The following is a 15,795-nucleotide window of genomic DNA, read 5'->3' as shown; positions in this document are numbered from 1 at the left end:
AAAAGAAAAAAAAGACATTGATATTTTAATATAATGTGGTATACTGTACTTCATGAGTTATGGGAATTCTGAAACAAAAAAAATGATACCTCTCAGCATAGGTAAAAAAAATGCGGTAATGGAGAGGATTTTTGAACTTATATATTCTAAATCATCCTTTTTGCTTTTAGGGCATGAACATGCAGATGAAGATTGTGTCTCTTCTCTTGTAGCGTTCGGTTTGCTGCTGCGTAAATTCGGAAAAACGGTCAGTATTTTTTTAGAAGATGGTGTACCTGAAAATCTTTCGTTTTTTGCCGGTATTTGCAGCTATAATTCTATTTTTTTGTTTGTAAAAGATTTGACTGTTCCTACGGCACCCGATGTTATCGTTATTTTGGATACCCCTAAACCCGATATGATAGCCTTAAATGATGAGATTAGGCTTTTTTTTAATAATAAAAAAATACCGAAAGTTGAGATAGATCATCACTTTACGGCTGATGCGGACTATTCGGGAGATGAAGATTATAGGCTTACAATGAGAGCTTCAAGTACCTGCGAAATAATCGGGCAAATGTGTTTAAAACTTGAAAAACGCCCTGAGATTTTAAAAAAATACGGTATAAGTGATCTCTATTCCCGAAATATAGTCCTTGCAATGCTTACAGGTATGATAGGCGATGCAAAAATGGGAAATTATCTTTTTAAACGCAGAGATAAGGTCTTTTATGATTATTTTTTAAAAAAATTCAATAGTATACTCAGCAAAGAATTTAATGAGGGATCGGGAAATATAAGCTCCGTTAAAGAAATACTGGATTTGATAGAAAAGCTGTCGGATGAAGATGCAAAACTTTATAACGAGATAATGAAAAATGTTTCTTATGACGGGCGTATAGGAACCATTATCTTAGATGAAAAGCGGTCAGACGCTTTAAGCTCCGGAATTGATTATAATCAATTTTTGGGCGTTATAAAACGTGCTACGGATAATATCGCCGAAAAAGTTCATGGAGTGGGCATATCGGCATACTTTGATCCTGCAGAAATTTCCGATAAAATTCAATTTCGAATAAGAGCATCGGGCGATGTAAAGGGTATTGATGTAAGACCCATTTTAAGCGAATTCGGTATTGAAGACGGAGGAGGCCATCCCGGAGCTATAGGTTTTAGGTTTCCCCGCACTGAAATCACGGATCTTCCGGCCTATGTCGATAAGATTTCCAAAAGAGTTAAAACCCTTATTCCGCAATGACGGCTCAAAAAATAAACTATGACAGATTGATGCAGGAAACCGTAAAAAAATTGGGTTCAAATAATAAGACCCTTTTGCTCCATTCCTGCTGTGCGCCTTGCAGTTCTTCCGTTATTTTAAAACTGGCTCCTTTTTTTAAGCTTACTGTTTTCTATTACAATCCTAATATAGACACGGATGAAGAATACACAAAAAGAGCTGAGGAACAAAGACATATTATTTCTATATACAATGACGAAAACATATCGCCTCATATTATAGACATATTTGAAGAACCCTATCTTCCTGATGAATTTTATAAAATATCCGAAGGGCTGGAAGACTGCCTTGAAGGGGGAGAAAGGTGTATGAGGTGCTACCTTTTACGGCTAAAAAAAACTGCCGAAAGGGCTAAAAATGACGGTTTTGATTTTTTTACCTCAACCCTTTCGGTGAGTCCCTTAAAAAATGCAGAAAAACTTAATAATATAGGTCTTTCCCTTGAAAGTGAAACTTGTAAATGGCTTCCAAGTGATTTTAAAAAACGGAACGGCTACCTTGATTCCATAAATTTAAGCAAAAAATACGGGCTTTATAGGCAGGATTACTGCGGCTGCAAATACTCAAAACGATAAAATTTTATTCATTTTATATTCATAAATTCAAGTTTTAGAATTGACTATATACTTAATTCCTGCTATAATAAAAGCTAAAGTAATCAATCTATTGACTATAAATATTAGGAGGTCAAAAGTGAAACTTGAATTAGGTATTATCCCCATTAACGACATGAAATTTGGAAACAAAACTGCCGTTAACGGAACATGCCTTGAAGTAAACAAAGCTGAACTTGAGGCTCTTATCAAGGAAGATCCGCTTGTAACCGGTGTTGAATTGCACATTGCAAAACCCGGTGATAACACCCGAATCATCCCTGTAAAAGATGTTCTTGAACCCAGATGCAAGGTAGAAGGCAGCGGCGTTTGCTTCCCCGGTTTCTTTACCGGTGAGGAGGCTACTGTTGGAGCAGGTAAAACCCACGTATTGAAGGGTGCTGCTGTAGTTACAACCGGAACAGTTGTAGGTTTTCAGGAAGGTATCATCGACATGAGCGGCCCGGGTGCCGAATACACACCCTTCTCAAAGACCGTAAACCTTGTTGTTGATTGTAAAATCCAAGACGATGTTACCCGTGCTATTAAAGAGAAGGCCTTACGCCTTATGGGCCTAAAAACAGCCCGATACCTCGGAGAAGCTGCTAAAAATGTAAAACCCTCTTCTGTAGAAACATACGAAACTCTTCCTTTCGCAGAGCAGGCTAAACAGTATCCGAACCTTCCCAAGGTAGGCTATGTTTATATGCTTCAAAGTCAGGGACTTTTACACGACACCTATTACTACGGTATCGACGTAAAGCAAATTCTTCCCACAATTATGTACCCCACAGAAGTTATGGACGGTGCAATCGTAAGCGGTAACTGCGTTTCTGCATGCGATAAAAACCCGACCTATGTTCACCAGAACAGCCCCATTATCCATGAGCTCTATAAGAGGCACGGAAAAGACATCAACTTTATGGGTGTAGTCATTACAAATGAAAACGTTACTCTTGCAGACAAGGAAAGGTCTTCTAACCTTGCAGCAAAGTTGGCTCAGCAGCTAGGCTGCGATGCAGTTATCGTTTCTGAAGAAGGTTTCGGAAATCCCGATGCCGACTTGATTATGAACTGCCGCAAGATCGAAGAGATGGGTATCAAGACCGTTCTCGTAACCGATGAATATGCCGGTCAAGACGGTGCAAGTCAGTCTCTTGCCGACTCAAACCCCTTAGGAAATGCTGTAGTTTCTAACGGAAACGCAAACGCTGTTGTAAAACTTCCCCCGATGAAGACCATTATCGGAGATGTAAAACAGGCAAACGTTATTGCGGGTGCTTGGGACGGAAGCTTACATGCAGACGGAACAATCGAAGCTGAAATTCAGGTTATTACCGGTGCTACAAACGAGCTCGGGTTCTGGAATCTTAGCGCAAGAGGACTATAAGGAGTTAAGCTATGAGTAAAGTAATTGTTCATTATATCAATCAGTTCTTTGCCGGAAAGGGCGGAGAAGACATGGCTGACTACAAACCGGAGGTTATTGACGGAACAGCAGGGCCCGGTACCGGAATTCAAGGTGCCGTAGGTGATGCAGGAAAGATCGTCAAGACCATTATTTGCGGTGATAACTATTTTAACGAACATGAAGAAGAAGCTCTTGCATTTGTTAAAAAAGTTCTTATCGATACAAAAGCTGACCTTCTTATTGCCGGTCCCGGATTTAATGCCGGACGATACGGTATGGCTTGCGGTAACGCTGCAAAGGTTGCCTTTGAGCTCGGAATCCCTGCTATTTCCGGTCTCTACGAAGAAAACCCCGGTTATGATGTATTTAAAGCCTTTATGTACACAATCAAGACAGGCAACTCTGCTGTAAGCATGAGAGAAGCTGTTCCTGCTATCGGAGCTTTGGCTAAAAAACTTTTAAAAGGTGAAAAAGTTTGCTGCCCCGAAAAAGAAGGCCTCTTACCCAGAGGCGTACGCCAAAACTACTTTGCAGAAGAAAGAGGTGCAAAGAGAGCTGTTGACATGCTCCTCAAGAAGATCAAGGGTGAAGAATTCGTAACCGAATATCCGATGCCCGTATTCGACAGAGTACCTCCTCAGCCTCCCGTTAAGGATATTACCAAGGCAAAGGTTGCATTGGTAACTTCAGGCGGTGTTGTACCCAAGGGTAACCCCGACCACATTGAAGCTTCAAACGCTTCACACTACGGCGAATATTCAATCGCAGGTATGGCCGCTCTTTCATCAAAAGACAGCGAAACAGCTCACGGAGGATATGATCCGACCTATTGTAACGCAAACCCCAACCGAGTTCTTCCTGTAGACGTTATGCGTGATCTCGAAAAAGAAGGAAAGATCGGAAAACTTCATGACAAGTACTATACAACTGTCGGTAACGGTACTGCCGTTAAACGCGCAAAGAAATTTGCCGAAGAAATTGTTCAAAAACTTGTGAACGACGGAGTGCAGGCTGTAATTCTTACCTCTACGTGAGGCACTTGTACTCGTTGCGGTGCAACGATGGTAAAAGAAATCGAGAGATTCCTCCCGGTAGTACATATTGCAACTGTTGTTCCTATTTCAAAAACCGTAGGTGCAAATAGAATTGTGCCGGCTGTAGCTATTCCTCACCCGCTCGGTGATCCTAAAATGAACGACGCAGATGAGAAAAAACTCCGCCGCGGTTTAGTTGAAAAAGCATTAAAAGCTCTTGAAACACCCATTTCAGAACAAACGGTTTTTTAATTTAGCTTTTTAAACTAAAGCCCCCAAGCTCTAAAGGCAAGGGGGCTTTTTTGTTTTTTGATATATTTTCTCTTCTTGTAGACAAATTTCAGCTTTTAGTGTATCATCTTAAAATACTTTTTTTCGAGGAAAAAGATGGATTATATTGAAAGTCTTTTTAATAAGAATTTTTTGGAATATGCAAGTTATGTTATCCGTGATAGGGCAATTCCCGACCTTGATGACGGCTTAAAGCCCGTTCAAAGGAGGATTTTACATTCTCTTTTTGAGATGGATGACGGGAAGTTTCACAAGGTGGCAAACGTTATCGGTCACTGTATGAAATACCATCCCCACGGAGATGCCTCCATAGGGAATGCCCTAGTTGTCCTTGCTTCAAAAGAGCTTTTTATTGACACACAAGGAAACTTCGGGAATATTTTTACAGGTGATGAAGCTTCCGCTCCCCGATACATAGAGTGCAGGGTAAACGAGTTTGCAAAGACCATCTTTTATAATCCCCATATAACCGTTTACACTGTTTCCTATGACGGAAGAAACAAGGAGCCGATAGCTTTTAGGGCTAAGCTCCCCGTAGTTCTTGCAATAGGGGCAGAGGGTATTGCCGTAGGTATGTCCACAAAGATTTTGCCCCATAATATTCTCGAAATAATTGAGGCCGAAAAAGCCTTTTTAAGCGGAAAATCCTTTGCTCTTTTTCCGGATTTTCCTACAGGAGGATTGATAGACGTTTCAGAATATGAAGACGGCCTAGGCAAAGTCTTAGTCAGGGCTAAGCTCGACACCTCCGACGAAAAAAGGATAGTAATAAGGGAGCTCCCCTTCGGAAGTACTACGGAAAGTATGATAAACTCTATAGAAGCCGCTTCAAAGGCCGGTAAGGTCAAGATTTCTGAAATAAGTGACTATACGGGTGAAAAGGTCGAGATTGAGTTAAAACTCCCCAGAGGTGTCTATTCGGCCGATGTGGTGGATGCCCTTTATGCTTTTACCGAATGCGAGCAGTCGATTCCCTGCAATCTTTTGGTAATAAAGGATAATCTTCCGGTTCAAATTACCGTAACGGACATAATAAAATACCATGCCAAACAGCTGATGCAGATTTTAAAGGACGAGCTTGAATATGAAAGAGCAATGCTGACCGACCGCCTCCACATGCGCACCCTTGAGCGTATTTTTATCGAGGAGCGCATATATAAGAAGATAGAAACGATGAAGACGGCCGAAGGGGTCGTCAATGCGGTTATAAAGGGCTTTGTTCCCTTTAAAAAGGAATTAATCCGTGACGTAACCGAAGATGATGTCGATAAATTGCTTAAAATCCCCATCCGCCGAATATCTCTTTATGACATAAACAAGAACCGTGAAGAGGTTAGGGAAATAAACAACCGCTTGAAGGAAATTGCAAAGCTCTTAAAGAATTTAAAGGGCTATGCAATTTCGGTTTTGGACGGAATTGCGGCAAAGCTCCCTTCCGAAGAATTTAAGCGCAGAACAGAGATTACCGGCTTTACAAAGGTTGATGTAAAAGAAGCCGTAACAAGGGATACGGCCCTCCGCTACGATGAGGAGACGGGTTATCTCGGTACCTCCGTTACTACCGGAAAAGAAATCTTGAGGGTCAGTCCCTATGACCGCATCTTTGTCTTGCGGAAGAGCGGGGTTTACACTGTAATGGATGTGCCTGACAGGGTTTTTGTCGATACGGGAATGTGGTACTGCGGTTTTGCCGAAAAAGAGGAGCTTTCTAAGGTGCTTTTTACCGTAATTTACCGCGATTCCAAGACAAAATGCGCCTATATAAAAAGGGCTAGGGTAGAAGGCTATATCCTAAACAGGGATTATCTTTTTGCCCCTGACAATACCGAAGTTCTTTTTGCAAGTACTAAGTCTAAATTTTCTTTTAAACTGAACTATGAACCAAAACCGAGAGTAAAGAAGATAGAAGAAGAATTTAAGGCCGATTCCTTTGCCGAGAAGGGCTTAAAGGCCCAAGGCGTACGTCTTTCAGTACGTGAAACTCTTTCTGCCGAAGAAGTAACGGAAAAAAAATCCTTGATTAAAAAAGCTCAAGAAAAAAAGACCGAAACAAAAACGGCGGTTAAAAAGGAAGCCTCTATGAAAGAAAAAAAAGAATCTATAAAAAAGACTAAGCCTGAAAAAACGTCCAAGACTGTCAAAAAGGACAAGGCGGGCGAAGTTCAGAAGACTTCAAAAACAGGGAAGAAAAAAACATCGGATAAATAAACTCTAATCAAGCAACAAGATTTTTTTGATTTCTTCTAAAAGTTGAAGCTGCTGCTCGGCTCTGATTATGCCTTCTATTGCAGGGTCATAACGTTTGTCTATTGCTAAAATTTCTTTCCAAACTTCTATTGCTTTTTCATAGTTTTTATTATTATACTCTTTTAAGCCTTGAATGTAGAGCTTTTTTACTGTATTCAGCTTTTCATCTCTTTTATCCTGTCCTAAAAGGAATTTTACTCCCACACTTATGCGGCTGATATTTGTAACTTGACTTGCCAAATCTAAAGCGTAATTTGCAGAGATTTGTACATTTGAAAAATTTACTTCTCCTCCAAGATTGAACCTCGGATTTCCACCATTAATCCCGAAGCCTGTTAAAAGGTTAAAATACTTTGTGATGGAAAACATAAAACCTACGCTTCCGGACGGCAGGCCTGAATTCTTTATATTTATAAGATTTATTCCCTGATTTATATCTATTTCAAATAAAAAGACGTCAACAGGACGGTATGCAAATCCCAATGCAATATAAGACGGAGGTATTTCTCCCCTTATCGGTGGGCCGAAATTCTTTAAGCTAAGGCCGAAATAAAAATTAGGTTCATCACTGTAAAAAATTTTTTTAACGTTTGCCCTTATCATAATTCCTAAATCGCCAAGAACGGCATATCCGTTGTTTTTCGAAGCGTTTTTATATTGAGGGGCTGTGTTATCCGGATCTGCCGCTTCATCTTGTCCTGAAAAAGGCGGCATTGATCTTATGCCGGTTTTTATACTTCCTCCTACAGTTAGGCCCTTAAAATCATATCCGGCAAAAAAATTATAGGCTATATTTGCGGTTAAAAAGGTTTCGCTGTAATAGCCTGATGCTTTTTTTTCACCCAAAGGGCCGTATTCTGTGAATGGTACATAAAAACACCTTAATGATGTTCCCCAGCCCAGATGGTTTTTTCTTTGGGTATAGCCTATTGTTTCCAGTTTGGAGTCGGCTATCCAACTATTGTGCAGCACATTTAATTCGGTTTCTTTTAAAAGAGCGCTGGCAGCGGGGTTTGCATCAAAAAAGCTTATATCGTTTGAAAGAGCTGTAAAACTTCCTCCAAGTCCTTCAAAACGGCCTCCTGAGGGGATTAAAAGAGACCTAAATGCCGTTTCACCTTCAAATTTTTGGGTAAAAATATCAAAAACCGACGATACGCCTGCATAAAAATCCGAAATATCGGCAGAAAAAAGGCTGACTTTACAAAAAATGAGAAAAATAATTATGTAAAAGACTTGAAAAAATCTCTTCATATTTATACTATTATATATGAGTTTCGGTTTTTTTTAAGTACTTTTTAGAGATTTTTGTTAAAAAAAACTATAAAAAGCCGAAAATTGATATAGGAAAGCCTTTAAAATTTTTGTTTTTAAAGTTATCGGTAGGTTTTTTAATTGAATAAAAGACGGTTTATTTTGAGCATTTTAATCGGTATTTTCTCTGTTTCAGCTTTTTCCAAAGGAGCCGCCGAAAAGGATTATGCATCCGCTAATTCTTATTTTGAGTCATCTGAAAATACGGCTGCATTGGAAAATATAGTCGAGGTCATAGAAGCTAAACCCGAATCTATAGAAAGCGGAATCAGTCTTGCACGAAAGACGATGAAAAATCAAGCCGAATTTCAGCAGACCTTTCATGAGCTTATAGCGCTTTTAAAAGAAAATCCTAACAATAACATTCAACGGATTGCTATGATCGATAAAATGGAGGCTTTAGAATCGGATATTGATCCTGTGCTTAAAGAATTTTTAGACAAATTAAAAATTTCTTCATTCTATGCAATTTACCGTATCAAGTTTAATGATATTATGAACGAGGGTAATGCTTTAATTAAGTCCCAAAAATATAATGATGCATCTAAAACTTTTGTTAAGGGACTTTCGATGTATGACGGAGAATCTCTCAATGAAGATGAATATAATAGAATAAATAATATTTTAAGCAATTCTCTTGATTCGGTCAAATCCGATACGGAGCAATATGAAAAGACCTATGCCGAATTTATATCCGATTTAAATAAATATGGAAATAAAGCTTTTTCATCCGCTCCGTCTTCAATTGAAAAAGAATTGAACAATTTGAAAAATTCCGCTTCTAGACTCAGAAGCATAACCGGTTCGTTAGTTAGATCCGGCGCGGTTTTAAAGCAAATTTATTCAAATGAAAAAAAAATAAATAGCGATGCTGAAGAAACCATATTACCCTTTGCTTATCGTTTAACTATAGGACGGGATTCGGCAAAAGAGTATGAGGGTATTGAAGGTGCAATGGAAGCTGGGGTATATGAGCCGCTTTACACCTTGCTAGACAGACACTGGGCCGAAATCGAAAGATTATGGTTTGAATCTTGTAATACGTTTAATTTTGAAAATGATATACCAATTCAAAAAAACATATCCTTGATTGAATTTCATTTAAAAAATTTAATAGAAATTTATTCTCTTATCAATACAAGGTCGGATTCGAGGTTTGTAAAAAGTGTAGACACGCAAAGTAAAAAAAGAAATTCTTTTGCAGAGCTGGGCAATATAATAAATTCCACAAAGGAATATTACAGCCGCTTTTTAGTTTTAAGAGAAAAGGTTGAGCGTTCTCCTGAAACGTATACAGGAAGTTCCGATGAATTGCGCAATCCTAATAATGTTAAAATTACGGATTTAAAAGCAAAAATTAAAGAATTGGATGGTATGATTGCATCCATAAATCAATTATCGCAATTTTTATCGGTACATAAAGAAAATGATCTTGCAAAGGAAGAAGAAGTATTACAATCCAAACAAAAATTATTTTTGGATAATTTGGATAAGACCCGCTTAATTTGCTATGAAGAGATTGCAATCATAAATAATAAGTCAGGTAATCAGGCATTGGCTGAAACAAAACAAAGATATGATAATTTTAAAAACGATGTTGATAAGCAAAAAAACGAAAATTCGGATAAAACAACTCCTGCTGAAATTAGAAAAGAATTATTGAGTTTAAATGAGATTGTAAATTTGGATATTCGGCTTTTGAATGATTTTATTAAAAATACCGATCCTTCTGTAGAAGAAACAAGCAAAATATTTGCAGAAAACAAAAACGGTATTGAAAAAACAATTGACTCTCTTAAAAATCTTTCCAGTGTTATAGAGACTGATTTGGCTGATACTGAATCAATACTTTTAAAAATACAGTTGGCAAAAAATGAAGCCGATCTAAGATTTGAAGAGGCAAAAAGAAACTTGGCATCCGGCAATTTTGCTGCGGCCCGCCGAAGTATAGAATTGTCCAGAACAAGAACAAACAACGCTTTGGAGCTTGAAGAGAATTCCGAATATCGTAGTATGACTGATGAAAGGCTTGATAAATTAGGTAAAGAAATCAATGATGCTGAAAATACTGTAGTTGTTAAAGATGTCAGAGAGTATTTGGAAAAAGCAAAAAGAGATTATTTTAACACGGATTTCAGGCAGGCGGAAGAAACTTTAATTTCAGCACGCAGCCGCTGGGCGGTAACTCATGTTGACCCTAACGAAGAAGTTGAGAACTGGCTAACAATTGTAAGTACTGCGGACACCTTAAAGACGGGAAGAACTATTCCAGTTTCGGCACCTCTTTATCCTCAAATGATTCAGCTTTTGAATAATGCCAATCAGCTTTACTTGGATGCGGAGCAAAAAATAAAATCCGGTCAGCAGAAATCCGCTTTAACCGATTTAAATCAAGCGAAAGATAATATAAGACAGGTATTGCTTATATTCCCATATAATGAAATTGCAGGTCAATTAAGCTTAAAAATAGATAAGTTGATAGATCCTGCAAACTTTAATGAACAATTCAGACGGAAAGTTCAAACTATTAGAAATGATTACAAGCGTAATTCTCAACAAGCTTATAGCGAGTTATTGAATTTGTATAGCATAGATAAAAACTTTTCGGGACTTGCAGCCTTAAAGGACGAAATTGAAATTTACTTAGGACTTAAATTCCCTTCTCCAAATCTTAAAGCAATTGCAGAGTCTGCCGATCTTACGAAATCGGCTCAGGCAATATACAATTCAGGTGATAGTCTTTCATTCCCAATTGCAATCCAGCAATTAGATACGGCTATTAAACTTAACCCTCAAAATGTTGATGCGATACAATTAAAGGACTCGATTCAAATGAGTATGGGCGGTGCTGCCGTTATTGTTCTTTCTGCTTCAGATGAAGCAAAATATCAGCAAGCTATTGCCGAGTTACAACGAGGAAATAAAATTATAGCAGCGGCATTGGTTGAACAGCTTATGCAAAGCCCGAATGCAAGAAATTCTGCAAAGGTTAGAGAATTAAAAAAGAGGATAGATGCTTTATTATGATTAAAGGAAAAAAACATTTGAAGAAATTCTTAAACATATTTTTAATGTTCTTATTTTTTATGAGTTTTTTATCGGCAAAAGAATTTTATTGGGAAAGTCCTTCAGTCATAAGCGGAAGGAATGGGCAGTTTCTACAATCGGCTTCAAATGGAAATATTTCAGCATCTGTTTGGGAGGAAGTTGTTAAGTCTTCTGATGATGCAGGTTTAATTTATATTTCGGCAGGTGTATATGCAAATAAAAAATGGATAATAAATGAAAGAATAATTCCTCCTATTTCTTATACTGCAGATATACCATCAATTGCTTCTATAACTGTCGGAAATGATGACAGTATTTTAATTGCATTGGTAAAAAACCGCAACACTATTACTATTTTAAAAAGTACGGACTACGGTAAGACTTATACAGTTAAAAATATTACTACCGAAATATATGATTTATTATCTCCTCAATTATCCGTTGCTTCCAACGGCAATTACCTTATGTTCGTTTCTCATGGTGCTGATGAAAAATTCTCGGTGTTTTTTTCTTCATCTAAAAACGGTTTAGATTGGCCGGATTTTAAAGAATTTGATTTTATAAAAAAAACCGATAGAGTTTTTTTTCCGGCTCATACGGCGGCCGAAAAAAATGATGTTTTGATTTTTCAAGCATTGGATAAGAATGAAAATATAAGTTCCTATCAACTTTTTTCCTCCTTTTCTTCAGATGGAGGTTCTTCGTGGTCAGAACCTATAAGAATAACCGATGATTTTAATTTTAATAATCAAAGACCGAACCTCTTATATATTCGTTCGGAAAAATCTATTTTTCTTGTATGGGAACAATCGCCTTACCGCCGTGAAAAAAGCTCTACCGCCTATGCCGTTTTGGATAATAAGGGAATGCTTACTTCTCCAATTGAAGTGCTGCCGTCCGGTGACGGGACAATATTTAGCCCTAAAGTTATAGCTTATAATAATAAACCTCTTATTGCATGGTCTGAAGACTATAACGGTAAAGCGTCCGTTTTGATTGCAAGAAAAGATGATTCAAACTGGGTAATCGATTCTGTAGAATCTATAACAGGTTCTTTGCTTTTTGTAAATCCTTTTTTTGTTGATGGAAATCTTCATATTCTTTGGCAGGAAGGAATCCGTTCGGCAAAGATAATGCATGTTGAACCTGATTATGAAGTTGGAAAAGCTCAATTGCAGCCTCTGGATTTTGATTCAAAAACTTTAGACGGTAAACAAAAAATTACAATGAAGATTAAATTTCCGAATGACTCATCGGGTGTTGCAGGCTATTCTTATGAATGGACAAAAGATGCTCCTCCCGAATTTGTAGAACCTGTAATTAAAAAATTACCAAATGAATCCGTTTTGGTATATGAGCCCGAAGAAGACGGTTTATGGTATTTGGGTGTGAGGGTTTGCGACTATGCCGGAAATTGGTCTGAGATGTCTACCATTTCTTATGAGAGAGATATAGTTCCTCCTTCGGCCCCAATATTTGATTTATTAGCTTTAGATAAGAGCGGTTTTTTAAAATCAAATACCTTTGATATTCAATGGAATCCGCCTGAATTTGATATAGAAGGAAAACCTGAAACTGCTATAAACGGATATATATGGAATCTTTCTTATTTGGGTACTGTAGATAAATTCCTTTTATATATAAAAAACGCAAACCCATCATTTATAGATGATACCGCTGTGCAAGAAATTTTATCGAATAATTTAAATGCCGAATTAAGCACATCAAAAATAAATTCTACTTTAAACAAAAGAGAATTTAAAAATTATGAAAACGGTCTCTATGCTCTAACTGTTTCCGCTGTAGATGCTTTTGGGAATATAGGTGTCCCCGCTGTAAAGTATTTTGCTTTAAATAAATATATTCCATATACTTATGTTGCAGATATAAATACAGAGCAAAATCTTGACGGCTCCATTTCCCTTTCTATAGTAGGTAAGGGCTTTTCGGCAGGAGGTGCGGTAACTGCTCTTTATATCGATGCAGACGGTTCGCCTCCTTATGATTTAACGATAGATAAAAAAGATTTTTCTATTCTAAGTGATAAACTTATATCGAATATAAAAATAGATTATTTGGATCCCGGAAAATACTATGTGGGACTAATGCACTCAGGTCGCGGAATATACTTTGCCGGAAAAACTATAACCTTTAATGATATAGGAAATATTAAACTGGGAAACTATAAAGATTCATATAAATATAATTGGCTTCTTTCGGCTATGAATTCGGATTTCACGGATTATTTTTTTATTATTTTTTTAACCGTGTTTATTTTACTTGTTATGATTTTTTCGATAACGGGAGTTATTTATTCTATAAAAGAAACTATAAAAATAAAAAATGAGGTAACTGTCTTATTGAGCGGAGGTGCTATGATATTCGGAAAGGAAAAGAAAATATCTGAATTAAAAGTCAGAGGAATGGGATTAAGATTAAAGTTTATTTTGTTTACAACTACTTTGGTAATATCGGTTATTTTAACCTTAGCACTTCCTCTAGGTTCTAGATTTTCTGAAACACAGGAAAGATTGCTGGCTGAAGGCTTGGCTTCAAATACTCAAGTTTTGCTTGAAAGCTTGACATCGGGTGCTAAAGCTTATCTTCCGTCAAAAAATGTATTGGAATTGGGATTTTTGCCTTCGCAGACTTCTGCTCTTAAAGAGGCAAACTTTGCAACAATAACGGGAGTCCATATTGATAATAAAAAAGTAAGCTATAACTTTGTTTGGGCATCCAATGATAGTGATATTATATCCAAAATCGATAGTTCAGAATTTATTATAGGTGAGTCGGAATTATCATTGCCTGATCTTGAACCCGTATATCAAAATCTTGATAAGATAGATGAAGAAGCCCGTGAAAACGTCGGAGAGCTTGCTGAAGAAATACAGTCATTAACAAATACAGCTATGGAAATTGCCTTGAGCACGGATAGTAAATCGATAGAAAGACGAAATGAAATTCAATCTGCGATAAATCAAATGGAAGAAAAACTTAATTCCGAATTGAGCCGGTTAAGTGCAAAAGGTTCAGGTTCTTATCCGGAATTTAATTCAAAAAAATTGTCCAGAGATGTTACAAATTATCTTTTCTATAAACCCATACTTTACAGACAGGCAGGGGATCAATCAAGTTTTATTCATGGTATGGTTTATGTTCAAGTTTCTACAAAAGGATTGATTGAACAAATTGATGAAGCAACTTCTACATTGTATAAAATTATATTATTGATTTCATTGAGTGCTCTTGCTGCAGGTATAGCAGGTGCTTATATCTTGTCTTCGATTATCACGGCACCTATAAAAAAACTTGTTGAACACGTTGCAATGATTTCAGCTACTGAAGATAAAGAACTGCTTGCAGGTAAAGATGTTAAACTTAAAACAAAGGATGAGATAGGTGTTTTAGGAACAACCATAAATGCAATGACAAACGGCCTTGTCGAGGCCGCTGCAGCTTCAAAGGACTTGACTATGGGTAAAGAAATTCAAAAAATGTTTTTACCCCTTGATTTGGATGAGGCTGGAAGAAAACTTACATCCGGAAAGAGTGTAGACGATAATGTAGAATTCTTCGGTTATTATGAAGGTGCCAGAGGCGTTTCCGGGGACTATTTCGACTATATAAAATTGGATGACAGATATTATGCAATTATAAAGTGCGACGTTGCAGGCAAGGGAGTTCCTGCCGCTCTTATAATGGTCGAAGTCGCAACTCTTTTCTTGGACTATTTTAGAGACTGGAGCTATAAAAAGCAGGGACTAAAAATAGATCGGATTGTATCACGAATAAACGACTTACTTGAATCCAGAGGTTTTAAAGGACGTTTCGCAGCCTTTACCCTTTGTATTATGGATTCAATAACAGGCAATGTTCATTTTTGTAATGCAGGTGATAATGTTATCAATATTTATGATGCAGCCTCAAAGAAAATGAAAGAAGTTATCCTAAGCGAAGTTTCTGCTGCAGGAGTTTTCCCGACATTTATGATAGACATGAAAGGCGGCTTTAAAGTTGAAACCGTTAAACTAAATCCCGGAGATGTTCTATTCCTTTACACTGACGGTATTGAAGAAGCCAAGCGCTTGTTTAGAAATTCCAAACTGGAGCCGGTTTTATGTGAAGAGCCCGGACTTGAAAAAGATGCCGAACATGAAACTCATACTGTAGGTCAGGACGGAGAAGAATTAGGCAAGCCCCGCGTATGCGAAATTATCGAGAATATTTTTGCCCGCAGTTCTTTTAGCTTAAAAAAATGGCATAACCCGATTGAGAATGAACAATTTGATTTTGATTTTACTAACCTTGAGGGAACAATTGAAGATGCAGTTATAGGTCTTGTTTCAGTCGAAAAAATATTCCGAATGTATCAGGATCCTAAGGCAACCGAGAGGGATATGGTTCAGGTAGATAAGAAAATAGATCTGTTTTTAAATAAACATTTTAGGCAATATCAAACTTATTGCGGACACCGTGTACCGAACACGAGTTATAATGAGTATCTTTATTATACAAATGTAAGAGAAGATCAGCAATACGATGATTTAACTATTTTGGGAGTTAAGAAAAAATAAAATC

Annotated in this window: 8 protein-coding genes; 7 read left to right on the top strand and 1 reads right to left on the bottom strand. The window is 37.4% G+C overall.

Annotated elements, in window-relative coordinates; translation table 11 throughout:
* The first annotated feature begins 52 nt into the window (after positions 1–52).
* The 5 genes from JO40_RS01120 to JO40_RS01095 all read left to right on the top strand — a co-directional run bounded on the left by JO40_RS01120 (position 53) and on the right by JO40_RS01095 (position 6,813).
* Positions 53–1,237, top strand: a complete 1,185-nt coding sequence (locus JO40_RS01120; RefSeq protein ID WP_044977518.1) for a DHH family phosphoesterase — start codon at positions 53–55, stop codon at positions 1,235–1,237.
* Complete coding sequence (locus tag JO40_RS01115) at positions 1,234–1,851, top strand: epoxyqueuosine reductase QueH (protein ID WP_044977516.1); 618 nt, start codon at positions 1,234–1,236, stop codon at positions 1,849–1,851. The genes JO40_RS01120 and JO40_RS01115 overlap by 4 nt, the downstream gene beginning before the upstream one ends.
* Positions 1,852–1,969: 118 nt before the next feature.
* Complete coding sequence (locus tag JO40_RS01110; protein ID WP_044977514.1) at positions 1,970–3,259, top strand: glycine/sarcosine/betaine reductase component B subunit; 1,290 nt, start codon at positions 1,970–1,972, stop codon at positions 3,257–3,259.
* Positions 3,260–3,270: 11 nt separating this feature from the next.
* Positions 3,271–4,566, top strand: a complete 1,296-nt coding sequence (gene grdB, locus JO40_RS01105; RefSeq protein ID WP_084224501.1) for a glycine reductase complex selenoprotein B — start codon at positions 3,271–3,273, stop codon at positions 4,564–4,566.
* A gap of 135 nt (positions 4,567–4,701) precedes the next feature.
* A complete protein-coding gene (locus JO40_RS01095; protein ID WP_044977508.1) occupies positions 4,702–6,813 on the top strand; it encodes a DNA topoisomerase IV subunit A in 2,112 nt (703 codons plus the stop codon).
* Between the two features lie 3 nt (positions 6,814–6,816).
* On the opposite strand, the gene JO40_RS01090 is transcribed toward JO40_RS01095, so the two are convergent.
* On the bottom strand, positions 6,817–8,106 hold the full coding sequence (locus JO40_RS01090) for a UPF0164 family protein (RefSeq protein WP_044977506.1): 1,290 nt from the start codon (positions 8,104–8,106) through the stop codon (positions 6,817–6,819).
* Positions 8,107–8,247: 141 nt separating this feature from the next.
* Here JO40_RS01090 and JO40_RS01085 point away from each other — a divergent pair, with 141 nt between their 5' ends.
* Together JO40_RS01085 and JO40_RS01080 are read left to right on the top strand one after the other, a co-directional pair.
* Entirely contained in the window at positions 8,248–11,193 is a 2,946-nt protein-coding gene (locus JO40_RS01085; protein WP_044977504.1) for a hypothetical protein, read from the top strand.
* Complete coding sequence (locus JO40_RS01080) at positions 11,190–15,791, top strand: SpoIIE family protein phosphatase (RefSeq protein ID WP_044977502.1); 4,602 nt, start codon at positions 11,190–11,192, stop codon at positions 15,789–15,791. The genes JO40_RS01085 and JO40_RS01080 overlap by 4 nt, the downstream gene beginning before the upstream one ends.
* Positions 15,792–15,795 lie beyond the last annotated feature (4 nt).

Source organism: Treponema putidum, from assembly GCF_000755145.1.
GTDB lineage: Bacteria > Spirochaetota > Spirochaetia > Treponematales > Treponemataceae > Treponema_B > Treponema_B putidum.
Note: the sequence above shows the minus strand (reverse complement) of the source record. Positions and strands in the feature narration are given on the sequence as shown.

Excerpts from the sequence above, each read along its gene's own strand:
- JO40_RS01090 (WP_044977506.1), bottom strand. The coding sequence starts at position 8,106 with ATGAAGAGATTTTTTCAAGTCTTTTACATAATTATTTTTCTCATTTTT.
- JO40_RS01095 (WP_044977508.1), top strand. The coding sequence starts at position 4,702 with ATGGATTATATTGAAAGTCTTTTTAATAAGAATTTTTTGGAATATGCA.
- JO40_RS01080 (WP_044977502.1), top strand. The coding sequence starts at position 11,190 with ATGATTAAAGGAAAAAAACATTTGAAGAAATTCTTAAACATATTTTTA.
- JO40_RS01120 (WP_044977518.1), top strand. The coding sequence starts at position 53 with ATGAGTTATGGGAATTCTGAAACAAAAAAAATGATACCTCTCAGCATA.
- JO40_RS01115 (WP_044977516.1), top strand. The coding sequence starts at position 1,234 with ATGACGGCTCAAAAAATAAACTATGACAGATTGATGCAGGAAACCGTA.